The organism is Rubritalea sp. (assembly GCF_039830215.1).
Taxonomy (GTDB): domain Bacteria; phylum Verrucomicrobiota; class Verrucomicrobiia; order Verrucomicrobiales; family Akkermansiaceae; genus Rubritalea.
Genome location: NZ_JBDOPO010000074.1, coordinates 1 through 26,935, shown reverse-complemented (window position 1 = coordinate 26,935; position 26,935 = coordinate 1). Strand labels below are relative to the sequence as shown.

At 49.6% G+C, this 26,935-nt stretch carries 24 protein-coding genes and 1 pseudogene; 14 read left to right on the top strand and 11 right to left on the bottom strand.

All coding sequences use genetic code 11. The features are described 5' to 3' along the window. Positions 1-352: 352 nt before the first annotated feature. Together ABGY95_RS02360 and ABGY95_RS02355 are read left to right on the top strand one after the other, a co-directional pair. Positions 353-868 (top strand): hypothetical protein, encoded by a 516-nt coding sequence (locus ABGY95_RS02360; protein WP_347440076.1) that lies wholly within the window; start codon positions 353-355, stop codon positions 866-868. Between the two features lie 9 nt (positions 869-877). Continuing rightward, on the top strand, positions 878-1,495 hold the full coding sequence (locus ABGY95_RS02355; protein WP_347440075.1) for a hypothetical protein: 618 nt from the start codon (positions 878-880) through the stop codon (positions 1,493-1,495). A 91-nt stretch (positions 1,496-1,586) separates the two neighbouring features. On the opposite strand, the gene purD is transcribed toward ABGY95_RS02355, so the two are convergent. Further along, positions 1,587-2,837 (bottom strand): phosphoribosylamine--glycine ligase, encoded by a 1,251-nt coding sequence (gene purD, locus ABGY95_RS02350; protein WP_347440074.1) that lies wholly within the window; start codon positions 2,835-2,837, stop codon positions 1,587-1,589. Positions 2,838-2,958: 121 nt separating this feature from the next. On the opposite strand from purD, the gene ABGY95_RS02345 reads away from it, so the two are divergent. Continuing rightward, entirely contained in the window at positions 2,959-3,948 is a 990-nt protein-coding gene (locus tag ABGY95_RS02345) for a hypothetical protein (RefSeq protein ID WP_347440073.1), read from the top strand. Positions 3,949-4,011: 63 nt separating this feature from the next. Then, positions 4,012-5,118 (top strand): 23S rRNA (adenine(2503)-C(2))-methyltransferase RlmN, encoded by a 1,107-nt coding sequence (gene rlmN, locus ABGY95_RS02340; RefSeq protein ID WP_347440072.1) that lies wholly within the window; start codon positions 4,012-4,014, stop codon positions 5,116-5,118. A gap of 128 nt (positions 5,119-5,246) precedes the next feature. On the opposite strand, the gene ABGY95_RS02335 is transcribed toward rlmN, so the two are convergent. From ABGY95_RS02335 to ABGY95_RS02325, 3 genes are all read right to left on the bottom strand, one after another. Beyond that, the gene (locus ABGY95_RS02335; RefSeq protein ID WP_347440071.1) at positions 5,247-6,197 is read right to left on the bottom strand and encodes a DUF3137 domain-containing protein; all 951 of its coding nucleotides are present in this window, start codon (positions 6,195-6,197) and stop codon (positions 5,247-5,249) included. Positions 6,198-6,216: 19 nt separating this feature from the next. Beyond that, positions 6,217-6,780, bottom strand: a complete 564-nt coding sequence (locus ABGY95_RS02330) for a LemA family protein (protein ID WP_347440070.1) — start codon at positions 6,778-6,780, stop codon at positions 6,217-6,219. Positions 6,781-6,928: 148 nt separating this feature from the next. Beyond that, positions 6,929-7,300 carry a glutaredoxin gene (locus tag ABGY95_RS02325; protein ID WP_347440069.1) on the bottom strand — a complete coding sequence of 124 codons (372 nt, stop codon included), beginning with the start codon at positions 7,298-7,300 and terminating at the stop codon, positions 6,929-6,931. Between the two features lie 222 nt (positions 7,301-7,522). Here ABGY95_RS02325 and rplS point away from each other — a divergent pair, with 222 nt between their 5' ends. From rplS to ychF, 3 genes are all read left to right on the top strand, one after another. Further along, complete coding sequence (rplS, locus tag ABGY95_RS02320; protein WP_347440068.1) at positions 7,523-7,873, top strand: 50S ribosomal protein L19; 351 nt, start codon at positions 7,523-7,525, stop codon at positions 7,871-7,873. A gap of 156 nt (positions 7,874-8,029) precedes the next feature. Next, positions 8,030-8,968 carry a hypothetical protein gene (locus tag ABGY95_RS02315; RefSeq protein WP_347440067.1) on the top strand — a complete coding sequence of 313 codons (939 nt, stop codon included), beginning with the start codon at positions 8,030-8,032 and terminating at the stop codon, positions 8,966-8,968. Between the two features lie 76 nt (positions 8,969-9,044). Continuing rightward, positions 9,045-10,160, top strand: a complete 1,116-nt coding sequence (ychF, locus tag ABGY95_RS02310) for a redox-regulated ATPase YchF (protein WP_347440066.1) — start codon at positions 9,045-9,047, stop codon at positions 10,158-10,160. A gap of 81 nt (positions 10,161-10,241) precedes the next feature. On the opposite strand, the gene ABGY95_RS02305 is transcribed toward ychF, so the two are convergent. The 3 genes from ABGY95_RS02305 to ABGY95_RS02295 form a co-directional block, all read right to left on the bottom strand. Further along, entirely contained in the window at positions 10,242-11,813 is a 1,572-nt protein-coding gene (locus tag ABGY95_RS02305) for a hypothetical protein (RefSeq protein ID WP_347440065.1), read from the bottom strand. A gap of 129 nt (positions 11,814-11,942) precedes the next feature. Next, positions 11,943-12,239, bottom strand: a complete 297-nt coding sequence (locus tag ABGY95_RS02300) for a DUF971 domain-containing protein (RefSeq protein WP_347440064.1) — start codon at positions 12,237-12,239, stop codon at positions 11,943-11,945. Positions 12,240-12,384: 145 nt separating this feature from the next. Then, a complete protein-coding gene (locus ABGY95_RS02295; protein ID WP_347440063.1) occupies positions 12,385-13,116 on the bottom strand; it encodes a YggS family pyridoxal phosphate-dependent enzyme in 732 nt (243 codons plus the stop codon). Positions 13,117-13,400: 284 nt separating this feature from the next. Here ABGY95_RS02295 and gltB point away from each other — a divergent pair, with 284 nt between their 5' ends. Continuing rightward, positions 13,401-18,011, top strand: coding sequence for a glutamate synthase large subunit (gltB, locus tag ABGY95_RS02290; protein WP_347440062.1), 4,611 nt, complete (start codon positions 13,401-13,403; stop codon positions 18,009-18,011). Positions 18,012-18,827: 816 nt separating this feature from the next. Continuing rightward, complete coding sequence (locus ABGY95_RS02285) at positions 18,828-19,031, top strand: hypothetical protein (RefSeq protein ID WP_347440061.1); 204 nt, start codon at positions 18,828-18,830, stop codon at positions 19,029-19,031. 509 nt (positions 19,032-19,540) lie between these two features. On the opposite strand, the gene ABGY95_RS02280 is transcribed toward ABGY95_RS02285, so the two are convergent. The 3 genes from ABGY95_RS02280 to rpsN form a co-directional block, all read right to left on the bottom strand. Next, on the bottom strand, positions 19,541-21,178 hold the full coding sequence (locus ABGY95_RS02280) for a peptide chain release factor 3 (RefSeq protein ID WP_347440060.1): 1,638 nt from the start codon (positions 21,176-21,178) through the stop codon (positions 19,541-19,543). A gap of 1,546 nt (positions 21,179-22,724) precedes the next feature. Next, positions 22,725-22,985 carry a zinc ribbon domain-containing protein gene (locus tag ABGY95_RS02275; RefSeq protein WP_347440059.1) on the bottom strand — a complete coding sequence of 87 codons (261 nt, stop codon included), beginning with the start codon at positions 22,983-22,985 and terminating at the stop codon, positions 22,725-22,727. Between the two features lie 111 nt (positions 22,986-23,096). Then, complete coding sequence (rpsN, locus tag ABGY95_RS02270) at positions 23,097-23,366, bottom strand: 30S ribosomal protein S14 (protein WP_347440058.1); 270 nt, start codon at positions 23,364-23,366, stop codon at positions 23,097-23,099. A gap of 153 nt (positions 23,367-23,519) precedes the next feature. Between rpsN and ABGY95_RS02265 the strand changes: the two genes are divergently transcribed. The 3 genes and pseudogenes from ABGY95_RS02265 to ABGY95_RS02255 form a co-directional block, all read left to right on the top strand. Beyond that, entirely contained in the window at positions 23,520-24,689 is a 1,170-nt protein-coding gene (locus tag ABGY95_RS02265; protein ID WP_347440057.1) for a redoxin family protein, read from the top strand. A 24-nt stretch (positions 24,690-24,713) separates the two neighbouring features. Next, entirely contained in the window at positions 24,714-24,908 is a 195-nt protein-coding gene (locus ABGY95_RS02260) for a hypothetical protein (protein WP_347440056.1), read from the top strand. Between the two features lie 189 nt (positions 24,909-25,097). After that, positions 25,098-25,712: pseudogene (locus ABGY95_RS02255) on the top strand (cation:proton antiporter); the annotation flags it as partial. 111 nt (positions 25,713-25,823) lie between these two features. Here the strand turns inward: ABGY95_RS02255 and ABGY95_RS02250 are convergent. Beyond that, a complete protein-coding gene (locus ABGY95_RS02250) occupies positions 25,824-25,970 on the bottom strand; it encodes a hypothetical protein (RefSeq protein WP_347440055.1) in 147 nt (48 codons plus the stop codon). On the opposite strand from ABGY95_RS02250, the gene ABGY95_RS02245 reads away from it, so the two are divergent. Further along, positions 25,934-26,194 carry an NAD-binding protein gene (locus ABGY95_RS02245; RefSeq protein WP_347440078.1) on the top strand — a complete coding sequence of 87 codons (261 nt, stop codon included), beginning with the start codon at positions 25,934-25,936 and terminating at the stop codon, positions 26,192-26,194. The two genes, ABGY95_RS02250 and ABGY95_RS02245, sit on opposite strands and share 37 nt — an antisense overlap. 246 nt (positions 26,195-26,440) lie before the next feature. After that, on the top strand, positions 26,441-26,935 hold a 495-nt coding region (locus tag ABGY95_RS02240), incomplete at its 3' end, for an FAD-dependent oxidoreductase (protein WP_347440077.1).

Here is a 26,935-nt window from a genome sequence, read left to right as displayed (position 1 = left end):
CTCCCTTTTTTAGGGGCCTTTTTTTAGACTTCGTCAAGCTGGCTTAGGTGTTACTAGCCCCACTTTTTTAGCTGCGGCTTTTCTTGCTATTTTTTAAAGAGGTATTTTCGGGAGGGGGTTAATATCCCCCCTTCCAAGCGAGATTTTTCGCCTACTTATTGGATGCCAAGGAGTTAGACCAACTTACTAGAGTGGGATACTATAACGATAATCATAAACACTAAGGAATATAACATGTTTTTATTAAAGTAAATATCTCCCATAGCAAGAAAAAAAGACACCACGGCATCCTCGAGAAACCCTTGTGCGCTCAAGATTTGACAGCCGCCACCTAACACGCCACTGTCTTGGCATGACTTGGAATGACCATTTTCTAAAACTCTTTCGCCGCTGCATCGAAGCCTATCGAGGTGGAAATACTGACTACGAATCCTACTATACCGAGGACGACCTAAGCTTCCTCCAATCCATCGGCTACAAGCCGCGTGAACTATTCGACTTCGTTGAAGACTTAGCAGACGCAGGAGAACCTACGGAGTCGACAGCACTCCTCATCGCAGCAGTGCGCTACGACTATCTCACAGTCATGCAACAAGGCATTCTCAGTGAGCACGAAATCACCGCAGGTGCGCTACCTGAGAAAGCTCAAGAGTTTGACGGTATAGCCTACCTTCCTCGCATTGTGAGCAAAGCTGAGCATAAACTGCGTGGCGAGCTCGACCCCAACATCATGTTTAGCTGTGGCGGTGACCGCAACTTTTTACGTAATCATGGCGAGATTCACCCTGCTGATTTTCTGCGCCACGTCTGGTCCGCAGATGGCGACATTCAGCAAATTGCTGACTTCGTAAAATCTCAATCAGCATAAACCACACCCATGGCTAAAGACTATAAAGGCGAGCAAATACTCGTCATCACACGCGAACTGCTCGACTCTCTTGGCTCCTTTCAGGGGCTCAATACTGACGTCGATAAATACCTACCTACAATCCTCGACCCGAAGAACAACTTCTTCATGGATCGCGGAGCCGCAGAGGAGGATCCTATGCATAAACAACTCATCCCGTACGTGCTAATCCGTCTCGACGGACAATTTGTCCATTATTCCAGGGGCAAGGCAGGCGGTGAAGCACGTCTTCACGCTAAGCGCTCAATGGGAATTGGTGGTCACATCAACCCTGAAGACAAACGCGAAGACCACCTAGGCTACGAAACCTACATGGCTGGTGTTGAACGTGAAATCGCAGAAGAAATCGTCATCGACGGTAGCTACACTCAGAAAATCGTTGGCCTGCTCAACGATGACTCTAACGAAGTTGGCAAAGTTCACCTCGGAGTTGTGCACCTTTTCGATATCGAGGGCACTAGCGTGAAATCAAACGAAGATGCGATCGCTGACCTTCAACTCGGCAGCGTGGCTGAGCTCAAAGGTGAGTTCCACGAACGACTCGAGACTTGGTCGCAATTTTGTGCTGACCACCTCGGAGAACTATAGATCTACCTCACAAAATAAAAAGGCGAACACCATCACGGTGTTCGCCTTTTTTATTTTCCGTGAAGCCAGAAAAACTAACTTCAAGTACTTCTTAAAAATTGAATGTGCCTACGTCTGTACGGCTCTGCATGCCGTCGAAGCTTACTTTCTCGAGCTGAGCATAAGCTGCATCGGCAGCTGACTTTCGGTCGTCGCCACCAGCCACTACAGCAAGCACGCGTCCGCCGTTGGTCTCCCACTGGCCTTCTGCATTTTTGCGAGTTCCCGCGTGATAGACACGAGCGCCCTCTACGTCACCAAAGCCAGTGATCACATCACCACTGCGTGAAGATTCAGGGTAACCAGCTGACGCGCGCACGAGACATACTGACCAACCTTCGCTGAAACTAAGCAGATCAGAACTAAGATTACCTTTCGCCCCTTCAAAACAATACTTAGCAAGATCACCACCCACTATCGGCATCACAGCCTGACACTCTGGGTCGCCGAAGCGGCAGTTGTACTCGATGATCTTAGGACCATCCTTTGTGATCATCAGACCGAAGTAGATAAACCCACGGTAAGGAAGGCCATCCTTCACAAGACCATCCACAGTTGGCTTAACGATCTCTTTATCGATTTGAGCTAGAAGCTCCTTGCTCACCAGTTGACGTGAAGCCACAGCACCCATTCCGCCTGTATTAGGACCTAGGTCACCATCGAGTGCACGCTTGTAGTCGCGCGCTGGAGTGAAGATCTGGTACTCGTTGTCCACCACTGCGGCGAACACTGAAACCTCAGGCCCGATAAGGCACTCCTCCACGAGAAGACGACCCGCACCGAAACGACGCTCAACCAGAACTTCATTAAGAAACTCTTCAGCAGTCGCTTCATCAGGACAAACAGCAACACCCTTACCAGCAGCAAGACCATCAAACTTAAGAACTGTCGGGTACACACCATTGATAGCGGCACGCGCTTCGGCAATATCAGCACAGCCGGCAGCTGCACCCGTTGGGATATCGTGACGGAGCATAAATTCCTTAGCGAACTCTTTAGACGCTTCGAGTTGAGCTGACTGGAAATGTGGTCCCCAACATGGGATACCTTCTTTTTCACAGAGGTTAGCAAGACCTTCGCCAGTGACTAGGTAGCTTTCTTCACCCGCCACGCAGAGTTCGATGCCATTGCCCTTCATCCATGCGATTAGACTCTCTAGCCCATCCACATCGACAAGTGTCGCAATCTCAGCAATTGCATCACTACCAGGGAAGCTATAAAGCTCTGTCGCTGTTGGTGATTCATCGAATGCTGTGAGAAGCGCGTGTTCGCGCCCGCCTTTTCCTACAACCAAAATTTTCATATCTGGAGGGAGATAAAACTAGACTGGCTAAATCTCCAAGAGCGAAGTTTGACAATCACACACTAACTTTGTTTTAACGGATACGATTGACTATCGTCGGTCCTCTCCCTAACAGCTGTTTGTGTCATTTTTTGCAAGCAGAAACTCTACTCCCGTTGTTCTCATCTCCCTCGTACTCCTCGGGGCAAGTTCGTATTACTTCATCAATAAATCCCAAAATGAGAAACAACTAAAAGCTGAGAAGCTTGAACTTCAAGCTCAGCAAAGCAAAGAACGCAAACGAAAGCTTGCTGAAGAGCGAGCTCAGCGTCTAGCTGAAAAGGAAGCCAAGCTAGCTGCTGCTGAAGCAAAAAAAGAAGCTGAACTTACAGCACAAGCTGAAATCAAGGCCGAGAAGTTACGTAAAGAAAAGGAACTCGCAGCCGAATTAGAAGCGATAAAGCAAGAAACAGAAAGGCGTAATACATTGAGGACTGTCGCATTGGCTAATTATGTTGGCACCAAATACGCATCACTAAAAGTAGCAGGAAAAACATACAATGATGTCACTGTCACTAAGGCTACTGCAGTAGGAGTCACCATCGCTTATGAACATGGTGCGCGAAGATTCAAATACGCTGACCTCCCACTAGAGATTCAAGAACTGTGTCACTATGATGCCGAGATCTCGAAGAACGCCCTCATTTCCGAACAAAAAGCAAAACTGCGCCACAATCAGGTTACTAAATTAGCTCCCTCACCTACCCGCAGTAGGCCAGTCACAGCTAACAAGCCTAGTAAAGAGAGTTCATCCATCACTAAACCGGCACCAAAGCCGAGAGGATCCATTACAGCACGCGTCACCTCACAAAGGTCTGGAAATGATGAAATTCACTACCGCGACAGTAAAAAATACAACTACCACTACAAGACCGTCCAAGTTTCGGCTCGGTCTAGCGTCCCAGCAAAGCTCTATAATAACGGATCTTTCATAGGCAGCGTAAGCCCTGGAACAACTGCTAAATTCACCACTAGATCCGACTATAAAGGGAAATACCGATTAGAGTTAAAATCAAACTCAGGCAGGCTCCTCGACTCTGAAGCTCACAACAGAAAGTCTGGACTCCACTAATACTCTCACATTTCTAGCGGGATTTACTGGACAATTGATGTAAATTGGCAAAAACGACGCATCGTGAGCCTTAAACCACAAGTACTTCCCAGCCTCCTTGGTTACACCTTGGATGACCTTTCAGCCCTACTCAAAGACGAATACAACCAGCCGGCGTATCGTGTAAAGCAGGCGCTTGAGTGGATCTATAAGCACCGAGCAAGTAGTGTTGATGAGATGCTCAACCTGCCAGCTGACTTGCGGGAAACGCTCAAAGAAAACTTCCGCTACAGACCACTCGAGTCGGTTCGCGTGCAAGGCTCCGAGGACACCACGCGCAAGTTTCTATTTAAATTACACGACGGTCGCTATGTAGAGACTGTACTTATTCCCGCCTCCCCGGCTCTATACGGTGATAAATCCGATCGCCACACAGCCTGCGTTTCTTCCCAGGTTGGTTGCGCCTATGGTTGCAAGTTTTGCGCCTCTGGGCTCGACGGATTCACCCGCAACCTCACCGCCGACGAGATCGTTGGCCAGTTGATGGCTGTGGAAGAAATTTCTGGCCGAAAAATTAATAACATCGTCTTCATGGGCATGGGTGAACCGCTCGCCAACTTTAAAAACCTCAACCAGGCGCTGGATATCATCACTAGCCCTTGGGGCATGAACATTGGAGCTCGTCACATCACTATTTCCACCTCAGGTCTCGCACCGATGATCAAGAAGTTAGCTGACCGACCACAGCAAATTCGACTCGCGATCTCACTCCACGGAGCAACCAATGACACGCGAGACAAGATCATGCCGGTCAACTCGAAGTGGAAAATCGAAGAGCTTTTTGAAGCCCTCCACTACTATAAAAGTAAGAGCAAAAAACGCATCACTTTTGAGTACATCCTGATCAAGGACATCAACGACGACTTACAACAAGCCACAATCCTAGCCAAGCGCGCGAAATCGCTCGGTGCCTTGGTCAACCTTATCCCCTACAACACAGTTGAAGGGCTAGAGTGGGAGCGTCCGACTGAGGAACACTGTTACAAGTTTCGTGACATCATCCGTAACAACGGTGTCACCACCACACTACGTATCGAAAAGGGACACGACATCGATGCAGCCTGCGGCCAACTCCGACTCAAGCAGGAGACTGCGGATGGAATCATTGAAGACAGTCCATTTAAGATCTAAGATTTTAGAATAAGATTTCTAGCTAGTTGCGTATCGTCGGAATACGCCAAGATATATCCTCAGCGAACCCTTCGGAGAGAACGAACTGCCGCTCAATCTTCCCTATTAGATCCAGATTCTTAAATTCCCTACTCCTTCGTCCAAATCCGAGTATTGAGGTTCATCGTCTCCACGACGGAACAACACAGTTGCATTTCACTGACAAATTTTTCGATTTGCCCAACATCGTGGCTAGGTCGATTGAAGTCAGGTTCAAACCAATTGCTGTGGGTGGCAAAAAGCATCGCGACTTTAGAATCCTTGAAGGCGACCATCATGTCGTGGCCAAAAACATCACGTAGTTGTAGCAGTCGTTCCTGCATATCAGGCGTTAGGATATAGCGAACCGCTATCTGGTCACCCCCGCGAACCACGAATGCTTTTTCAAACTCTGGATTCTCTAAACGGACGACATTGCCGCCGAGTTTCTGAAGCTTCTTCCCCAACCACCCAAAGGTCTTTTCGGCGAAGTCAGGCGTTACGGTGGCCCAAGTCGAAAAGTCTTTATGGAAATCAGCCATAAAAAAGACTCCATCAAAAAGTGTTTTCCACGAGGTTCGCGTGTTCCCCTTTGAGTCGCGGCTCGTGTCTTTACGCTCAGCTTTGACCTCGGAAAAATACACCTCGGTATCACCAACATCACCGAGGAATAAATCCTCTGAACTATAACGATCTATCCGAGACTCGACCAAGCCCACACTCTTGAAAAGTTGCTTGGATATTCCCTCGTGAGGCTTGTAGTGTATTCCAGATTGAATTGCTCTCGTCACCTCTGTGAGCACGCGCTGTTTATAATCCTCTTCATACTTCTTACGATGCTTCCCAATAAAAAGGCTATGTAAAATGGCGAAAGTCACACCAAACCCGATCAGAGCAACAATCAAGCCGAACATGCCCACCTTTTGCGCCACAGCAAAAGCGACACCCAGCCAAACCACAGCAGCAAGGCAGACAAAGCTCATACCCTTCGATCGCTTCTTCAGCGCGTCTTGTCGCTGATCCTCCAAACTCCCTAACAAAGGTGCCAATTTCTCAATCACCGACATTACTAGTTCTCGCCTAGACTGAGACATTAGTAACCTTCCTTTCTACACTTTCGATCTGAAACCACTCACGCTTTTTAAAGCCGAAGACTCCAGCCACAATGCTGGAAGGAAACATCTGCACCCCATCGTTATATTCCGTGATCGCGGCATTGTAAGCCCGCCGAGCAGCTGAGATCTGACTTTCGACTTCAGTCAGGTTTCTCTGTAGGCTTAGAAACTGGCGATCAGCTTTGAGCTCAGGATACCCCTCAGCCAGAGCCATTATTTGCGGCAAACCTTGAGACACCTCTCCCTCCCTACGGAAACGCTCATCACCTTGGGCTGCCTGCGCTTGCTTTCGAGCCTCGGTCACACGCACGAACAATTCTTTTTCATGCTTAGCGTACCCCTTCACCGTCTCAACTAAGCCAGGAATAAGGTCCCAGCGTTTCTTGAGCTGCACATCGATCGAGCTAAACGCATAGTCAGCCGCATTCCTCCGACTCACATGGCCGTTGTATAAAATAACAAGACAGATCAGCGGCAAGGCAAGCACCGCAATAAGCAGCACTCCATTCAACTGCATCAGTAAATTCATAGGCATGTCCGAGTTCTAACCAATCTTTAAGCCCTCACGCCATAATAAGTTTCAACCCAAATTATAAAAGGCTCCCACCACGGCACAAAAAAGCCACCTATTATAAAGTGGATGGCTTTTGATTCACTCTATTGAGCTAGAGTAAAATTTAATCGATGAACTTAATTTTCTGGCTAGCACCAGGAACTTCACCACGGGCCATTGCCTCGTGCTGTTCATCTGTACAGGAAGATCCAGTAGGAGCGTCAGCTTCAGCATCATTTGCCGCTAGAATCTTATTTTCAATCATCCAAGCTTCCACTTCATCACCAGAAACGTCGGCAAGCATTGTACCATTCACTTCAACACATGGACTGAGTGGTTGACCGCTTTTTTGCTCCATTTCCCAACGGAAAGCTGGATTTTTGATGATGTCTTTTTCTTCGAAAGGAAGGTCGTACTTACGCATAATTGCTCGTACTCCCTCACTCCACCCACAATAGGTCTTTAAATACGCGGTAATCTGAATATCTTTACTCATAATAAATTTGTTTTGCTGCACAGACCCTACACCTAAGACACCCTCACGCAACCCCAGATTACGGAGAAAAATAGCTCTCAGTCTCGCTTAGCTAGAGGCATTCAAATGTTTTCATATGGAAATCCTAAAAAACCAGTTGCAATCTATCGCTCATTCCTGTAGCAATCCGCCCCGCACACGCCACTCGGCGTATCGAACAATTTTAAAAGTACCACCATTCCGATGAACATCATTGATAAAATCGAAGCTGAACAGCTTAAATCAGAAGTAGCCGACTTCAACGTAGGCGACACAGTTAAAGTTCACACTCGCGTTGTCGAAGGTGGTAAAGAGCGTATCCAGATCTTCCAAGGTCTTTGTATCGGACGTAAAGGTTCAAGCGTAAACCAGTCATTCACAGTACGTAAGATTTCTTACGGTGAAGGTGTTGAGCGTGTGTTCCCAGTTCACTCACCACGCCTTTCACACGTTGAAGTTGTTACACGCGGTAAAGTGCGTCGCGCAAAGCTCAACTACCTTCGTGACCGCATCGGTAAGCGCGCTCTTCTCGTGAAGAGTGCAGTTAGAAAGTAATTCTTTCTAACATATCATTTTTTAAACGGCCATTGCTCTGAGCAGTGGCCGTTTTTTATTTCTCTCAGAAGCTAGAGAAAGTCTCCTCTAGTAAAGGACGTAAATTGATAGTAACAGTATTCCTCAATGCGCATTCCTTGGTATTTAGTCACGCTCATGGCCATCGCTACATTTGGTAGCGTCTTATGGCTCGGTGCGCGCAGCAAGGACTTCACCACCCCCCCTGACAACAAGGCTGTCGCTAAGTCTGTCAGCGAGTGGAAAAGAAAACACCCACCTCTCCCAGCTAGAGAAAGAGCCCTCCCCAGTCCACTTCCGGTTGAATCAGTTAAGAAAAAACCTGAGAAGCCGGCTATTCCACAGATCCCCCTCGGCCAACTCGCCACCACCCCGAGCCTGAAGCACTTTCGCGAACATCATGAGTTCGGTACTGAAAGCTTCATCCAATTAGCTATCCAGCTCGAGGCACGCCAGAAACTCGCACACGCTCTCCTCGCATGGGAACGAGTGATCGACAGCTCTGACCCCAACGAGGGACAATCTCAGCAAGCACGTCAGGCCATCACAGCCCTGCGAACAACTCTACCAATCTGGAACACCGACTCTGAGGGCAATTTTGATCTCATTCTCCACATTCACACTCCAACTGAACATAAATCTCAGACCTCAGCTCTACTCGCACAACTCAGTAACGACATCAGAGAAGCTTCTAGCTATCAGGTGGCACCACAAGTTCTCATCAAAACCGTCCCTCAGCGTGATGGCTACCCAAGCCCCCCCATACGCGTTTGGCTCAGCTCCACAGGCAAAGAACCCAAAGAGACACCCCAACTGACTTTACACCTCAACGAAGGCGAAGCCCCACTAGACGAACAACTCTACATGGCCATTTACCGCTCCATTGCTGGCCAACTCCAAAACAACTCAGAGCTAATGCCACCAGCAACACTCTCGGCAAAAGAAACTCCACGCCAGTCACTCACCACCAACTTGACACGACTCCACTGGAAAGAACTCTGCCAGTCCCTGCACGTTAAGCAAGAAAAGGCGCCCCCCGCCGTAATCATCATAGAAGAGTCTTCAGATCGTGAGTAAGCCAAGCACCAAGCAACTTCCTCATACGCAGGTAATTTAGCTTGAATGTTCCGTTCGCCCGATTAGCGTCCGCTGCATGCTCCAAGCAGGAATAGTAGGTCTACCAAACGTCGGGAAATCCACCCTTTTCAACGCAGTCACTCGCACACGCAAAGCTGAGGCTGCTAACTATCCATTCTGTACCATCGATCCGAATGTCGGCGTCGTCACAGTACCAGATGACAGACTCGCTGTACTCAGCGAGCTCTCCGGATCCAAGAAGCTCATCCCAACTGCGATCGAGTTCGTCGACATCGCGGGCCTTGTGGAAGGCGCTTCTGAAGGCGCTGGACTTGGCAATAAATTCCTCGCCACCATTCGCGAAGTTGACGCCATCGTCCAGGTGATCCGTTGTTTTGAAAACGACGACATCATCCACGAACTTGGCTCAGTCGATCCAGTGCGCGACATCGAAATCATCAATGGCGAACTCATCCTCGCCGACATGGCAGCCATGGAAAAACGCCGCTACTCACGTGCTAAAAAAGCAAAGAGCGGGGATAAAGAATCCAAAGCAGAAGTCGACCTCATCGACAAGCTCATGCCACACCTCGAAGAAGGCAAGCCAGCAATCACCTGCGACCTCAACGAAGACGACCGCTTGCTACTCAAGGAATTCTTCCTCCTTTCAAACAAGAAATCCATCTTCGCCTGTAACGTCTCCGAAGACGACCTAGCAGCCGCGACTGAAGACCCTAAGTCTCACCCACTCGTTTCCAAAGTAGTTGAATACGCAGCTGCAGCTCACGGCGCAGAAGCCATCGTCATCTCAGCCCAAATCGAAGAAGAACTAATGGATCTCGACGAAGCAGATGTTGCCGACTTCCTTGCTGACATGGGCGTGACTGACTCTGGAGTATCCACTCTCATCAATGGAGTATACAACCTCCTAGGTCTTCGCACATACATCACTACCGGCGTACAGGAAACTCGTGCCTGGACAATCACTGCCGGCGACAAAGCCCCAGTTGCAGCAGGCGTGATCCACACCGACTTCGAGAAGCAATTCATCCGCGCTGAAGTAATCAGCTACGAAGACTACGCCACTCACAAGACTGTGGGTGCCGCCCGCGAAGCAGGTGCTCTCCGCGCTGAAGGCAAGGAATATGTTGTCCAGGACGGCGACGTAATCAACTTCCTCACTGGAGCGTAACTCAATCTTTAGACACCCTCTAAACAAAAAGCCACTCACCTAACAGTGAGTGGCTTTTTTCATTTAAAATACTGCGTCACACTAGCGTTTGTTACGAAGATAGGGCGGAATATCAAGGTCTTCACCACCCACAAGGTTTGGTGCCTCCCCTTCAAATTTGCCGCGAGGCCCACCGTCGAGCTCTAGTTCCGCTTGAGAACCTTTTGCTGCTGCAGAAGACTTCACAGCCTCATCGATGAGATCTCCAGCGACCTCCTTCTCGAGTTCTTCAAACATGGTCATTTCGTCGACCTCGCTTGAGGCCACTTCCTCGACTTCTTGGTCAGCGTACTCTGAGCACTCCACCTCAGGCTGCTCGAGCGCCTCTTCGACCACAGGCTCCTCATCAGGAAGCTGGGCCACCTCATTTTCAATAAGTGATTCTGCCGGTTCCACCTCAACATCCTGCTCCTCCGAATCCACTTCTTCAGCCATGTCTGAAAGTTTATCTAGAAGATTCCCCTCTGAAACCACCTCTATATTCAATTCCTCTTCAGGCAACTCTTCCTCAGCAACAACTGGAATTTCCACAACCGGCTCCTCTACGATCGACTCTTCAACCTCAAAGAACTCTTCAGGCTTCACAATTTCAGGTTCAGGGGCTTCCTCTACAGCGGCAACAGCCTCTTCCTTCTTCTGCAAGCCCCCCTCAGGTAACGAGCTAATAATCGTAACACTCAGCGCGTCACCCATACTTGGGTCCACTGCCGCACCAAAAAGGATATGCGCATCATCCGGTACATGCTTAGCTAGATCGCGCATCAAAAGTTCCACTTCAAAGAGAGTCATGCTCTCGCCCCCACAAATATGCACCAAGGCTGTTGTGGTATTTTTCAAAAGCCGTCCCTTATCGAGCAACGGACTAGTGAGGGCATTCTGCAGCGCCACTTGGCTGCGATTCTCCCCCTCTGCTAGACCAGAACCAAACAAACAACGAGAGCGCGTAGCACTAAGAGAACTCACTAGATCATCCAATCCAACATTGATGATTCCAGGCTTAACCACCAAGCGAGTCACCGCCTGTATGCTCTCAGAGATCATTCGATCCGCCGCAGCGAACGCCTCGTGGATCCCTTGCGCAGCGAGAACCAACTCACCCATACGCGCATTCTCAAAAGTAACCAAAGCATTCGCTATCACTGAAAGTTCGTTGAGAGCAGTCTCAGCCTGATCACGTCGGCGCTTTCCTTCAAATTCAAAAGGCATGGTGGCAAACACCACAACAAACGCACCCATTTCACGAGCAATCCTTGTCACTAGAGGCGCTGCTCCCGAGCCCGTTCCGCCACCTAGGCCCACACACACAAACACCATGTTGCGGTCTCTCAGAGCATCGCGAATTTCAGTTTCTCGCTCCTTAGCTGCCCGCACACCGAGATCTGGGTCGCCGCCGCAGCCCAAGCCCATCGTGAGCTTTGTGCCGAGCTGGACTTTCTCAGAAGCAACCGAACTAGTAAGCGAACGCGCATCGGACGCCAGAGCCAACAACTCAGCCCCCTGCATGCCATCTAAGGCCACGCGGTCTATCATATTTAAACCCGCGCCCCCAACTCCAACAATTTTCACTTGAGAGTCTGGAATGGTCTGCTGCTGGTCGCGTTGGTATTCAATCATGGTGGCTTATGGTTAAGCATTCTTTAGTAACTTCTCCCCCCTTTGACCAGTCGATAAAGTCTAACACGAAAAATTTACACACACTCTCTCCAAGAACAGATCTCTCCACCCCACAATTTTGAATTTTTCTTATTCACCAAGCTTACGTAAATACTCGTAGCTAAAGATTCCCGTGCTGTGGCCATCGGCCCAATGGAAAGCGACCGCGTAGCCTCCTACATTTTCCCAGCGCACGAGGGTGAAACTTTTTTCGTTGTAGTGGACTGGCGGCTTCACCACGCGACCTAACGCGTCGGGCTCTCCTTGGCAGTTCGCGCACGGACATGACCTACGCAGTTCTTCGTGCTGGATGTATGTTTCCAAGCCATCGCTCCACGCGAGCGCTAGTTCCGCGCCAATGCTGGCGATGTTTTCGAGTTTGAGCATGAAGACGACTTAACTGGTCAAGTGATTGGTAGCAAGTAGCGAGTGGAGCGAATGCGTGGTGTGACCGTCTCGGTCGCCTCAACTAGCTCGAACAAAACACACAACTTTCCCTTCGATATATTTTAAAGCGACCGGGACGGCCTCGCTACTTTGAATAATTCCTACCACCGAAGATCGAGCTACCGACTCTAACCATTGTCGCTCCCTCCTCAATAGCCACTTCGAAATCACCACTCATGCCCATACTTAATTCTGGAAGCTCAATTCCGTGTTTAGCCACAAGTTCATCACGCAGTGTCACCATTGCTCGGAAAAACATCCTCGCTTGATCGGGCTCAGCAACCGCGGGAGGAATGCACATCAAGCCGCGGAGTTCGACATTCTCTAGGGCTACAATTTCAGCAAACTGCTCACGGAGTCCATCAAGCATGAATCCCCCCTTGCTCAGTTCGGCTCCGATATTGACTTGAAGCAAAATTTTAGGTGTCACCCCCAGATCTGCAGCGACACCGTCGGTGTATTTAGCCAACTTTAGAGAATCAATGCTGTGCACCCAGTGAAAAATCCTTAACACCTTACGTACTTTATTGCGTTGGAGCCCTCCTATGAAGTGCCACTCAATGTCTTGGCTCATTTCAGGAATCTTTTCCTGCCCTTCTTGCAGCTTATTTTCGCCAAGTATTTTCTGCCCAACCTCGACTGCCAGTTGAACGTGATCCACAGGCCAAGTTTTAGAAACAGCAACCAAAGTCACACTTCCGACAGGTCGCTCAGCGCGCTCGGTTGCGGCGTCGATACGACCTCTTATATCAGCTAAATTGAGAGCAACATCATTCATAGATCCATCCTTATTTCCTTGGCGAAAAAGGCAATTCATTTAACCACGGAATTCACGGAAACCATGAACACGCTCGCACAAAACAAGCCTTCCACACGAATTATTTACCGACACACTTCTGAGATTTTCTGTGTATACTAGGGTCATCCAATAATTCTCGCACATTTCCTATTTAGCAAGATTTCCCCTTACAGTCACACTTCACTCTTTTCAAGTAGGCACAGACCTTCTTAAATGCACTGTCCGTGGATAGTTTGAACCGCGGAAAATGGCATACTCACCCGAGCATCCGACATAAACTTTTCACAATCAATCACTAGGATATGAAGACCAGCCCATATGATCAACGATTTACACCGGACACCACCGGCTCCCTTCACTCATTTACCAACGAACGCGACAACTGTGGCATGGGCGCGATCGTCCAGATTCACGGTAAAGCATCAAAAAACATTCTCGACCTTGCAGTTGAGTCTGTCTGCAACATGACCCACCGTGGTGCTGTTGATGCTGATATGAAGACTGGTGACGGCTCTGGAATACTTTCGCAAATCCCTCGCCCACTTTTTCTACGTGAGGCCAAGAAGCTCGGTGCAGATGTGGCGGCTGAAGACATCGCTGTTGGCGTATTCTTCCTGCCACGTGACAACGAGTCCTGCCACGCAAAGATTCAAGCCCTCACTGAGAAGACTGTAAGAGAGCGCGGCATCCAGATCATTGGCTGGCGCGAATGCCCAGTGGCTCCTGAAGAGCTCGGAGAGCTGGCCCAGAAGACACGCCCACACGTTCTCCACTTCCTAATGTCCAAGCCGTCTGGCTGGGATGAACTCCAGTTCGAACGCCAACTCTACCTTGCGCGTCGCACTATTGAGATCGCACAAGCAAAGACTGAAGGCTTCTACATGCCGACATTCTCAAGCCGCTTGATCTCCTACAAGGGACTCGCAATGCCAGCGACACTGAAGGCGTTCTACCTCGACATGCAGGACGACGAATTCCACACAGCGATCGCTCTCTACCATCAGCGCTTCTCCACCAATACGTTCCCAGCTTGGCCACTCGGTCAGCCGTTCCGCATGGTGGCTCACAACGGTGAAATCAATACAGTGCGCGGCAACCGCAACTGGCTCTCCTCTCGTGAAGAACTTTTCGAATCAGACATCTGGGGCGACGACGTTGCTCTACTCAAGGATCTCACATCCGACAACGAGTCTGACTCAGCATCACTCGACCACGCGCTTGAGCTACTCGCTCTCTCTGGTCGCTCTATCGAGCACTCCATGTGTATGCTCGTTCCACCAGCATTCATCAACGACAAGGACATCTCCGAAGAACTTCAGGGCTTCTACAAGTTCCACAGTTCATTCTCCGAGCCGTGGGACGGCCCAGCAGGTCTCGTTTACACAGATGGAACAAAGGTCTGTGCCTCTCTAGACCGCAACGGTCTCCGCCCATCACGCTACGTGCTCACCGAAGACGGACTCCTTTACATCGGTTCTGAAGTGGGAGCTATCCAAGTCGACGAAACATCTGTCGTTGCCAAAGGCCGTCTCGGACCGGGCCAGATGCTACTCGCTGACCTTTCTAAGGGAACTCTCACGAAGGATCGCGAGATCAAGGAAGGTCTTGCCAAGCAAGCTCCATACCGCCGCTGGGTAGACGAAAACCAAGTCAACCTCCGCGACTACATCTCACCAGAGCCACAGGTTCCTGCTGTAGATTTCGAAGAAACGGAAATCAAACGCCTTCAGATCATGAACGGCATCAGTGACGAAGACCTCGCAATGGTATTCCCACCAATGGTAAAGGGCGCTCAAGAAGCAGTCTACTCCATGGGTAACGACATCCCACTCGCGATCCTCTCCACATACCCGCGACTTCTTTACACATACTTCCAGCAGCTATTCGCACAGGTTACTAACCCCCCGATCGATCCCATCCGTGAGTGGGCAGTAATGTCACTCGAAGCCGGTCTCGGCTCTGAGCGTAACCTGCTCGGCGAAACTCCTGAGCACGCTAAGGTAATCAACCTCGAGTCCGCTATCCTTCTTGAGCAAGAGCTCGAAAAGATCAAGCAGATGGACGAATACGGATTCAGCTCTATCCAGCTCGACACCACTTGGCCTATCAGCGAGGGCGCAGACGGAATGCTCCAAGCAGTCCAGCGCGTTTGCGCTCAAGCTGAAGATGCAGCCGACGCAGGTACTGCTATTGTCATCCTTTCAGATCGCGCTGCTTCACCTGAGCGCGTAGCGATCCCAGCATTGCTCATCACAGGGGCTGTCCACCACCACCTCAACCGCGTTCGCAAGCGTCTCAGTTCTTCTCTCGTAGTTGACACAGCTGAAGCTCGCGACACGCACCAGATCGCCTGTCTCTTCGGATTCGGCGCTACTGCAGTTTGCCCTTACCTTGGTTACGCGACTGTCCGTCAGGTCATCGCAGCTGACACCAAAGGCAAGCTCGGCGACGACATGACTCCTGAGGCTGGCATGAAGAACTACCGCAAGGCACTTGAAAAAGGCATCCTCAAGATCATGTCCAAGATGGGTATCTCTGTGCTCAACTCATACCAGAGTGCGCAGATCTTCGAAGCTGTCGGCATCGGTAAGGACGTCATCAACACATGCTTCACAGGCACCAAGTCACGCATCGCAGGTGTTGGTTTCGCAGAAATCGCAGCCGAGTCCATCGTCCGTCACCAGTCCGCACACAGCGACTTGATCGACGGTACTGAGCTAGAGCTCGGAGACCCTGGTTACAACCGTTACCGCAAGACTGGTGAGCGCCACGCGATCACTACCGACGTCATCAAGAACTTCCACACATTCGTAAGAAATGGCAAAAAGGAAGACTACGACGACTACGTGCAAGCATCACTCGAAACTGGCCCAGTAGCGATCAAAGACCTCTTCGAGTTCGTCCCATCAGCATCAGGCCCAATTTCCATCGACGAAGTTGAGCCGATCGAAGACATCCGCCGCCGCTTCACAACAGCAGCGATGTCCATGGGCGCACTCTCCCCAGAAGCACACGAAACTCTAGCTATCGCAATGAACCGCATCGGCGCTAAGTCCGATTCCGGTGAAGGTGGTGAAGATCCAATTCGTTTCTCCAATTACCCTAACGGCGACCTCGCTAAGTCACGCATCAAGCAGATCGCTTCTGGTCGATTCGGAGTTTCCGCTCACTACCTCGTCAATGCTGACGAGCTTGAGATCAAAATGGCACAGGGCGCCAAGCCTGGTGAAGGCGGTCAGCTTCCCGGCCACAAGGTGAATGGCATCATCGCTCGCCTGCGTAATACGCAGCCAGGTGTGCAGCTCATTTCCCCACCACCACACCACGACATCTACTCAATTGAAGATCTCGCCCAGCTGATCCACGACCTCAAGGAAATCAACCCTAGAGCGAAGGTGACAGTGAAACTCGTATCCTCAGCTGGTGTTGGAACAGTGGCCTCTGGTGTGGCTAAAGCATCCGCAGACGTGATCCTCATTTCCGGCCACGACGGCGGAACTGCAGCATCACCGCTTTCTTCTACTAAGCACTGTGGACTTCCATGGGAGCTCGGTCTAGCAGAAGCCCAGCAAACTCTGCTCGCTAACAACCTTCGCACCAAAGTCACACTCAGAACTGACGGCGGTATGAAGAATGGCAAGGACATAGTCACAGCGGCAATCCTAGGTGCTGAAGAATACAACTTCGGAACCATCGCCATGATCGCAATGGGTTGTGTCTACGTTCGTAAATGTCACCTCAACAACTGCCCAGTTGGTGTTGCGACTACTGACCCTAAGTGGCGCGCAAAGTTCAAAGGAACTCCTGAGCAGGTAATCAACTTCTTCAACGCAGTTGCTCAAGAAGCACGTGAAGTAATGGCTAGCCTTGGAATCAAGAAACTCGACGACCTCATCGGTCACCCAGAATTCCTTCGCCAGCGCGAAGTTCCTGAGCACCCGAAGGCAAACCTCATTGACCTTTCTACTGTTCTCAAGGACATGACTCCAGGGCTCTCCAAGATGACAGGCACTCCTGCATCCGAGATTGCACGCATCTGTCAGCAAGACCGCAACGACGGCATCGACAAGCCAGCGCTCGACCTTCAGATCCTCAAGGACCTCTACGCGGAAATCGGAAATGAAGACCTCAGTATCCTCATGGACCGTGCCCCAGTGAACCTCAGCTACGATGTGGTCAACACCGACCGGAACATCGGCACACGCCTTTCTGGTCGTGTCGCAGAAGTCTTCGAGAACCGCGGACTACCAGCAGGCTCCATCAACCTCACAATCAGAGGTTCCGCAGGTCAGTCCTTCGGCACATTCCTCGCAGGCGGCGTCACACTTGACCTTATCGGTGAAGGCAATGACTACGTCGGTAAAGGCATGGCAGCTGGCAGCATCAAGGTGCGCCCAGTCGACAGCCACCAGTTCGAAGCTCACGAAAACTCAATCGTCGGCAACACCTGCCTTTACGGAGCAACTGGCGGAGAGCTCTTCGTCAATGGCCGCGCAGGTGAGCGATTCGCCGTTCGCAACTCTGGAGCAACAACAGTTGTTGAAGGTGTCGGGGATCACGGTTGTGAGTACATGACTAACGGACTCGTAGCGATTCTCGGCCTCACTGGTCAGAACTTCGGTGCAGGTATGTCCGGAGGTACCGCTTACGTCTACGACCAAGACGGTCGCTTCCAGTCACGCATCAACACGGAGATGGTGAAGCCGCTGCCGATCAAGCGCGCTGAAGACATCGCCGAGCTGAAAGATCTCATCGAGAAGCATGCTGAGATCACTGGTTCAGCACGCGCTAAGAGATTCCTCGCGAACTGGGAGAAGACAGTGAAAAAGTTCATCCGCGTAATTCCGAAGACCCGTGCGTCCCTCGAGAAAGCGGAAGAGCAACACGAAGCTGCTTCCACACCAAAAGCATAATTTTATTCGCCAAGCCCCAGCCTGGCCCCTAATAATTCAAAAAAACAAAGCCCGCTCGGAGAAATCCTAGCGGGCTTTTTGTTTTCTGGATACGCTACCTAAAGACCATTCATTCCACCAGAAATCTGTCCCCAATAAGTATAATTTTACCCAGCCCCACCTTTATTCTACAAGCCTCCGCTCAACATATCTAAATGCTTCTGCGTAACCCATCATCCAAGCTTTAAAAATTCCCTAAACCACTACCTTTTCAGGATCAAATAGCGCCAGCCAGCATTATTTTCATAGCGAATAACCTTAAGGTTTCCTCTTAATTTAGGAAGTGTCAGCTTCACACTCTTCCTTAAAAATCCTTGCGGGAGTCTTCAATTTTCCAACTGACTGCATGACTCTAGTGTAATTCGCTGGCCCTACCACTGCGACTCCCAGTAATGCTCGATTCTAGTCAACCGTAGCTGCTAGACTTGAAGGCATTTCGACCTTCTTTTCCGTGCTGTTTCGATTAACCCCACTGGACGGCTCGGAGAGTCTTCCTTGCATGGCGCTATGCGGAAAAATGCAATGCTCTGCCGTCACCTACACATTGACACATCGCCGCCAAGCGGAAGTCCCGAATGATGCCTACTTTATAGGCAGATACCTAAAGTTGATTTTGTATTTCTACTGCGCACTCTTTTATGAAATGAGAGCTAGTAAGGATTGATTTCCAGTTGACTGAACTTAGCAGATCATCTATTCATCCTTAGTGGCGCATCCGTTAGTACCCTCTCCATCTGGTGGCTCGTTCAATTTTAAACTACAAATCAAAACACTAATATGTCCAAAACAATTCTACAACGTAACGCAAACCTCAGCCGTCCAACAAAATCAGCTGGAGCAAAAGCTCAGCGAGTTAAAGTGCAACGCCGTCGTCTTGTCGCTTTAGGCATGGACGAAGCTACTGTTGCAGCAATGGACTCAAGCACAGTTCGCTCACTTCTTAAGTACCCAAAGAAGGTGACTGCATCCCTTAAAGGATAATTCCCTTCTCACTTTGCCCTGTCTCACAGATTAGGCCGATATATCCCCATGCTTATCAGATTTTTTTTGATCAGCGTGGGGATTTTTTGTACTTCTGCGGGGAAACTGCATAGTGCAATCCGTCAAGTAGACAATATTTGAAGGAATGCCGCACACTCCATTGTTTACCACGGATTCGCTCCGAGACACCACTCTATAAAATCCCTTGCGGGAGTTTTTTGTTGGTAGTGTTTAGTTTTCCAACTGACTAGATGAAACTGAAGCCATCCGCTGGACCTCATTCCTAAACCCTCTGCAAGATCCCATTCTAACCAATGGTGATAACCTAGCATGTGGCCCAATCCGAGCTTTTGCCGTGGAATTTCCATCAAAATCTCCGGAGCTTTTGATAAAACACCCCTACCTGAGTGAATGCTGAGGTAAACTTGTAATTCACAGACAATTCAAAAAACTGCCGCTCGGGAAAAGTTCAAGCGGGCTTTTTTGAGAACATTTTGAGCTATTTAGGCTTACTCCGTTGCAGAGTCCCTGAAAGTGAGGTGCTCATTGCGGTCTTTAACAAAGCTGATTAGGTATTTGGAGTTCAAGAGAACGACCCAATTACCATCTTGATCTTGAGCTAAGACACATCCTGAAGTGAGATTTACCACGGGTGGGTCTTGAGATCTTCTTGATGTGTCGGGCGCGTTTTCTTTGAACCATTGGACAACTGACCACGGCGGGCTTTCAAGTCGGGTTTCGACTTTATACTCCGAAAGAAGGCGCGCTTGTAGCACCTCGAACTGAAGCGGACCGACTGCCCCCAGCATTGGGACCGCCTGAGAACTTCCGTGCACACGGTAAGCCTGCGCAACACCCTCCTTCATCAGCTGCGCCATCCCAGAGCGATAACGCTTGATTCCGGCTGTGTCATTATTGAGGATATAGGCGAAACACTCAGGCGTGAAGCGAGGCATTTCATTATACACTACTTTAGGGTCGCTGGTCAGAGTGTCACCTATAAGGAAATCGTAGTTCCCTACGAGGGCCAGAATATCTCCAGCATACGCAAGATCCAGAGTTTCGCGGTCTTGACCAAATAACTTCTGCGCATTTGAAAGGCGGACTTTTTTACCAGTGCGTTGATCGACTACCTGCATGTCACGCTCGAATACCCCAGAAACGATCCGAACAAATACAGCTCGGTCACGGTGGCGCGGGTTCATGTTTGCCTGAATTTTGAAAACGAATCCTGAGAAATTATCGGTATTTGGAGGAACTATTTTATCATCACTAACTCGACCAGTTGGAGCGGGAGCCAGCTTCAGAAAGCTTTCCAGCATGCTCTGCACTCCAAAGTTATTCATCGCACTACCGAAATAAATCGGCATCTGCTCGCCAGCAAGCACCTGCTCAACATCTAAAGGTTCAGTCAAACCATCAAGCATTTCGATCTCCTGGATCACAGCCTCATAAATATCATCATCCAAGGCCTCGCGAACCTTATCATCCTCGATACCGGCGACTGCAAGAGGAGCCTTGAACGCTCCATGTGCGGTTTTCTCAAAAAGATTAACCTGCCCTTTTTGCCTATCATAAACACCACGAAAGCGTGGACCATCGCCTAACGGCCAGTTGACCGGAGACGGTGCTAATTTGAGCACGGTTTCAAGCTCATCGAGCAACTCCAAAGGCGGACGTGAAGGACGGTCCATTTTGTTGATGAATACAAAAATTGGGACGCCACGCTTACGACAAACATCGAACAACTTCAAAGTCTGCGCCTGAATTCCCTTGCCGGCATCAATAACCATCACGGCAGCATCAACAGCAGATAGAACTCTATACGTATCCTCAGAGAAGTCATGGTGCCCCGGAGTATCAAGTAGATTTACACAGCAACCTTTATAGTCGAATTGTAGCACTGTCGAGGAAACCGAGATCCCTCGTTCTTTCTCCATAGCCATCCAGTCACTAGAGGTCGACTGTTGGTCTTTTTTAGAAGTCACGCTCCCGGCCAAGCCAATCGCCCCCCCATAGAGTAGCAACTTTTCTGTGAGTGTTGTTTTTCCCGCATCGGGGTGGGAAATGATCGCAAAGGTGCGGCGACGTAAAATTTCGCGAGCGGCAACGGCGGAAACCGTCTTTATGGAAGCTGTAGTAGTCAAAGCACTAATTCCGTAACTCGAAGCAGATCAATTTGCAACCCTTCCTATCGCCCACTTCTTATCATTAGTGAGACGGTCGAGGCTAATGCCTGCGGAGCTCGACAAAATAAACAGATTTTTCAGAATGAACCCATCAAGGAAGACGGAATAATGCTCCGAGCAAAATTAGCTAAGCTTACGCTTCAATAATAGGGTTCATCACCTCCTCTGGCGTAATCACAGCACCAGTAAGCTACATAATTCGAATGTTTCTAAACTACACCTCAATACTCTAAGCCCCAAAGCTGAGCTAGCCTTTCTTATTTTTGAACTATTGCGACTGCTGTTTAGCGAATTAGCCCGTCGATACAGCACGCAACGCTAGACACAACAAAAGATCATGCAAGGAGGCTGACATGGTAGCACTAGAAAAGGCCAGCCAAAAGCCGCCCTGCTGAAGCCGGCGCAACAACCGAAAGACTAATCGCACACCTCTTAAAAGGAACTAAACCTCTGGGCGGCGTGCGGTCTGGCACCGCTCTACGGCTGGTCATCGGATCCTTAACGTGAGCGCAGTCATCCGATCTACACCATATGCATCGAGCCGTATCCGTCCACAAGAGCTGGATCTGGCTTCAGCAGTCTAGGGCCTCGCCTGCCCACAAAAAAAGCTCGAGACCATCGTGGAATCTAGCTCGGGCAGATTTAAGCAACCATTATTCGCTAAGGAGCTTTAGGCATGAAGATCCATAGGACAATATAGATCACTGGTCCAACTCCCAAGAATAGGGTGGAACACACTAAGATCACTCTCATAATCCAAGCTTCCATACCACACTTCTTCGCTAGAGTGTAACACACTCCGCCTAGTATTGGTTTATCTGCCGACGCACTCATGTAGCTACTTTAACTAAACAATACGCAAGGTGCGATTACTAATCGCACAAGTATTTATACCCCTTCGGCTTCTTGCAGCGGCTCAAGCTCGGGGAGCTTTCAGAAGTGAACCTTCTACCACAAATGCGCTTTGATTGACTCGAGTAAACGAACTCACCTCTTGCTCAAATTCGTCTTGAACATAACCAAAAAAATTCTACCACTTTATCGAGAAATACAAGGCCAACCAGGGCGCCGAACGCATCCACAACCATCGCTAAATGTGCGTGCTCTTCCAGGACAAATTTAAGCAAGACGTCTAGCAGCATGGTCTAAGGGCTACCTTACGCCTCCGCTGCACGCTCAGGAAATTCCTTATTGGCCGCACCAACCTGGCTAGGCCGCACTTTGACGATTCCGAATTCAGAAGCAACGAAACACGCGTTGAGCAGGAGAAAGAATACACACTCGAGCACAAAAACACAGTGTAAGTCACCAATAGCCACTTAGTGGATATAGTGGTCGTCGCGGAAGATAATAGCGACAGACCACCCCTGCAGCATCATACTCTAAAGCTCAATTTCGGTCGTATTCCCTGGCGGTCGCATCTGCTATGGTCTTTATTTGCACACCAGACAACCGCTGGCAAAGGCCGATGTACAATCAACTAAATTCCTGGGAGTCCAAGCGTTCATAATTTCTCGTAGTTCCCATCAATACGTTTCTCAAGAACAGTGAAACCAGCCTTCTTCGCATCAATGGTGGACATTGGTTTGGTGACTGACGGGGTATTGATCAAGCTGATCACCTTTTTCACCGGATGTTTACAAAGGGGACAAAGCTCCAAAGGAGCTCTATCCACTGGTCGTCTTAGCTCGAAGCCCTTGGAACACTTATAGCAACACTTGCCAGCTTCACCGGCAGACTCTGATATATATTCGTATAGAGGCATCTCCTAATTATTTGTGTGATAACGAAGACAGAAATAAGCATAAAAACGCGAGATAGCTGCTACGCCACCTCACGCTTAGAAAAAATTGTGTCTATAGCACTGTAGTGCTAACTACCAAGATGACTTGGTTACACCCGGGATCATCCCGTGTGATGCAAGCTCACGGAAAGCAATACGAGAAAGCTTAAACCGACGTAGGAAACCGTGGCGACGTCCTGTGTACTCACAACGGTTTACAACGCGAGTTGGTGATGCATCACGTGGAAGCATAGTTAGTCCAACATAATCTTTCTCTTGCTTAAGTTGCTCACGAAGTTTCGCATACTTAGCTACAGTTTTCTTTTTGCGCTCGTTACGCGCGATCCAGCTCTTCTTTGCCATAGGGGTTGCGATGTGTATCTAGAACCTCTCGTCAATCAAGACATTTTTGATCTTTTTCTAAAGTTCTTTCTTCTAGCTACGTAACTACTATAGATAATCACCCACGAAGACGGCTTTCGCGCCTAAGTAATTTAGCTAACTTAACCATTCACTATGATCACAAAACCATTCACCGCTATGATTGCAGTAGCCTCTCTCAGCTTCTCAGCAACTGCGGCTCCTCCGAATGTCACGACACTGGAAATCGGAGCATCCGCTCCTAACTTTTCCCTGCCAGCCACTGATGGCAAGACTTACACACTCAACTCCTTCAAGGACTCTAAGTATCTTGTTGCAGTATTCACCTGCAACCATTGCCCAGACGCCATCGCAGCACGCGGTAAAATCAATCAATTTGCCAAAGACTACGCTGACAAGGGCGTTCAAGTAGTCGCAATCTCCAGTGCTGCACCAGAGGGAGTCATGCTCTGGGAAAACGGCTTTTCTACATACGACGATGATTTTGATTCCATGAAGATTGTCGCTAAGGAATGTGAGCTCGTCCACCCTTACCTCTATGATGGTGAAACGCAGTCAGCAACTTTAGCCTACGGTGCTGTTGCAACACCTCATGTATTTATTCTCGGTCCAGAGCGTAAGCTCGTTTACCAAGGTCAGTTCGATGATGGCAAACGTGACCCAGGTCCAGCAAAGACGAAGACCGTAATCAACACCATGGAAGAATTGCTTGCAGGCAAACCTGTCTCCACTCCCCAAACCCGCGTTTTCGGTTGTTCTACTAAGTGGAAATGGAAGACCGAGTTGGTCGCTAAGAAACAGGCCGAGTGGGCAGCCCTTCCTGTACAAGTGGATCCTATAGATGTGCCCCTAGCAGAGAAGCTCAAAACCAATGGAACCGTTAAATGGCGCTTGTTTAACATCTGGTCTACGACCTGTGGTCCATGTGTCGCTGAGTTTCCGATGTTAGCTAAGACCTACGAACGTCACAGCATGCGACCATTCGAGCTCATTACCATTTCTATTGATCCTAAAGAGGATGCAGAAGCAGTGAGCCAGTTCATCAAAGACCAACACCTTCCGCACTCTAAGCGCAACGCTCGCTCAATGAAAGAAGAGGGGCGTGCTACAAACAACTATCACTTCCAAGGAGATAATCTAGAAGCGCTGGCCAAAGTACTCGATCCCGAGTGGCAAGGCCCTATCCCGTATAGCTTCTTAGTCTCCCCGCAAGGAAAGATTGTCTGGCGCCATACTGGCGAAGTAGAAGAACAAGAGCTACGTAACCTCATCATCGACAGCATGGCTCCGAAAACTGACCATTAGTCATCTCGCCACATCAGAGACTCTATGAACGACTTCGCCTGGCTAGGCCCAGCACTCATCTTTGGACTGAGCGCAGTTCGCCTCGACCTTCCTCCAATGATCGGCTACCTAGCCGGCGGATTCCTTCTCAACCTCTACTTTGACGGCATCAGCCTCAAACTTGCTGGCATCGGCAATCTCGGTGTCACCCTCCTGCTTTTCACCATCGGGTCAAACTAGTCGTCCGCTCGTTGATGAAGCCAGCCACGGTACTCAGCACCAACTTTCACACGGCTAGCTCTGTCCTAGTTTTCGGCCTTGGAATATTCCTTCTCAGCTTCTCAAGCCTCAAGCTTTTTTGCTGAACTCACCTTTTGAAGCTCTATCCTTATAGCCTTTGCTCTGGGCTTTTCTTGAACAGTCTTTGCTGTCAAAACTCTCGAGGAAAAAGGTGAGCTCTGCTCCCGCCACGGACAAATCGCTATCAGCATCTTCGTGATGCAAGATATCTTTGCGATTATCTTCCTCGCTCTTTCTAGAGGAAAAATCCCAAGCCCTTGGGCTGTGCTGCTTCTGCTCATTTTCCCTCTAAAGAGAGTCCTACATAAACTCATGAGCTCAGTTGGCCACGGAGAACTTATGGCTCTGCTCGGCCTTGCTTTAGCGTTTGGCAGCTGGTTCATCTTCGAACTCGTCGGCGTCAAAGGCGACCTCGGAGCTCTAATACTAGGGGCGCTTCTGGCCTCCCACCCACTGCCGAATCTGATGACCAAAAAGCTGCTTGGTTTCAAAGAACTCCTACTAGTCGGATTCTTCCTTAGCATCGGTATGTCAGGCGCCATTACCCTCGGAGCCGTCGTGACCGCCCTACTCATAACTCTCGCAGTGCTTATCAAAGCCGCCCTATTCTTTTTCATCTTCACCAAATACAAACTGCGCTCGCGCCCAGTCGAACCCAGCACCTTCAACTTGGCGAACTACAGTGACTTCGGACTCATTGTCGCCGCCATCGCTCTCTCCAATAAATGGCTCAGCGGAGACTAGGTCGTCATCATCGCGCTCACTCTGAGATTTACCTTCATTATCGCTTCAGCCTTCAATAAGCACTCACGCACAATATATTCGCGCTATCGGCAATACTTCGACAAACATCAATCACCCGATATCCTCAATTAATATTCCGGCCTCACTCCACCATCCTCGGGAATCGTCATCATCGGTATGGCCAGCATCGGCACCAGCGTCTACGACATACTCACGGAAAAATACGGCCCCGCCGTTGCCGGCTTCGATGCCTCTCAAAATGTCGTAGCAGAACTGTCACCCAAGTATACGCCACTGAAGAACAATTCTTGCACCGCCTCGCCGAAGGCAATATCCGCATTCTCATCCTCGCCATGCACGACCACGAAACCAATCTCGCCATCACACGCCTCAGTCGAGAACTCAAATGCATGCGCTACGCGGTCGCCGATTACGACTTACAAGCCGAGGAAATAGAAGCCGCTGGACTCGACAAGGTCTAGAGCCTCAAATCTCAAGCTAGAATCCAATACGCTGGCGACCTACTTTCCTTCAATGAAGGGAAATTCACTCCAGCATCTTGAGCTGTATTGTGACAATTCATTTTATCAGGATGTCTTGTTCTCCAGCACATTTTACCTATGACATGTAACATGCCGTGCGTAGCTCTATGGCAACTTACCCAACCACCACTTTATAATAAATCCCGAATGCACCCCAGAAGCCCTCAGCCTTGAACAGAAGTCCTTATTCTAGGAGGCGGTTTCGGTGGCATTTACACTGGAAAAGCTCTCGGCAAAAAACTCGACAGCTTCGGCCAATCAGCCCTCGTCAATGAGCAAAACTATATGGTTTTCCAACCCATGCTCGCTGAAGTCGCAGGTGCCTCCATTTCCCCGCGGCACGTGATCAACCCAAATCGCATGCGCTGCCGCAACCTCAATGTCTCCCGAGGAAAAGTCAGCCATATCGATCTCAAAGCAAAAGAAGTCTCAGTCAACACCGGCCACTTCACTCACGGTATCAAAATCCGTTACAAACACCTCGTCATCGCTCTGGGTGCAGATATCGACTTGAGCCGCGTTCCCGGAATGCCAGAACACAGTCTACTCATGCAAAACGCTGGTGATGCCATGAAGCTGAGATCTACGGCGATCGCTCGAATGGAGGAAGCTAACTTCGTCCAACCTCCAGTCCTCCGCCTACAAATCCTCAGCTTCGTCGTCGTTGGCAGCGGGTACTCT

Bases quoted from the DNA above. Each gene is read 5' to 3' on its own strand.
- rplS (WP_347440068.1), top strand. From the start codon at position 7,523: ATGAACATCATTGATAAAATCGAAGCTGAACAGCTTAAATCAGAAGTA.
- ABGY95_RS02265 (WP_347440057.1), top strand. From the start codon at position 23,520: ATGATCACAAAACCATTCACCGCTATGATTGCAGTAGCCTCTCTCAGC.
- ABGY95_RS02285 (WP_347440061.1), top strand. From the start codon at position 18,828: ATGTCCAAAACAATTCTACAACGTAACGCAAACCTCAGCCGTCCAACA.
- ABGY95_RS02325 (WP_347440069.1), bottom strand. From the start codon at position 7,300: ATGAGTAAAGATATTCAGATTACCGCGTATTTAAAGACCTATTGTGGG.
- ABGY95_RS02260 (WP_347440056.1), top strand. From the start codon at position 24,714: ATGAACGACTTCGCCTGGCTAGGCCCAGCACTCATCTTTGGACTGAGC.
- rpsN (WP_347440058.1), bottom strand. From the start codon at position 23,366: ATGGCAAAGAAGAGCTGGATCGCGCGTAACGAGCGCAAAAAGAAAACT.
- purD (WP_347440074.1), bottom strand. From the start codon at position 2,837: ATGAAAATTTTGGTTGTAGGAAAAGGCGGGCGCGAACACGCGCTTCTC.
- ABGY95_RS02315 (WP_347440067.1), top strand. From the start codon at position 8,030: ATGGCCATCGCTACATTTGGTAGCGTCTTATGGCTCGGTGCGCGCAGC.
- ABGY95_RS02305 (WP_347440065.1), bottom strand. From the start codon at position 11,813: ATGATTGAATACCAACGCGACCAGCAGCAGACCATTCCAGACTCTCAA.
- gltB (WP_347440062.1), top strand. From the start codon at position 13,401: ATGAAGACCAGCCCATATGATCAACGATTTACACCGGACACCACCGGC.
- ABGY95_RS02360 (WP_347440076.1), top strand. From the start codon at position 353: ATGACTTGGAATGACCATTTTCTAAAACTCTTTCGCCGCTGCATCGAA.
- ABGY95_RS02295 (WP_347440063.1), bottom strand. From the start codon at position 13,116: ATGAATTGCCTTTTTCGCCAAGGAAATAAGGATGGATCTATGAATGAT.
- ychF (WP_347440066.1), top strand. From the start codon at position 9,045: ATGCTCCAAGCAGGAATAGTAGGTCTACCAAACGTCGGGAAATCCACC.
- ABGY95_RS02330 (WP_347440070.1), bottom strand. From the start codon at position 6,780: ATGAATTTACTGATGCAGTTGAATGGAGTGCTGCTTATTGCGGTGCTT.
- ABGY95_RS02300 (WP_347440064.1), bottom strand. From the start codon at position 12,239: ATGCTCAAACTCGAAAACATCGCCAGCATTGGCGCGGAACTAGCGCTC.
- ABGY95_RS02355 (WP_347440075.1), top strand. From the start codon at position 878: ATGGCTAAAGACTATAAAGGCGAGCAAATACTCGTCATCACACGCGAA.
- ABGY95_RS02275 (WP_347440059.1), bottom strand. From the start codon at position 22,985: ATGCCTCTATACGAATATATATCAGAGTCTGCCGGTGAAGCTGGCAAG.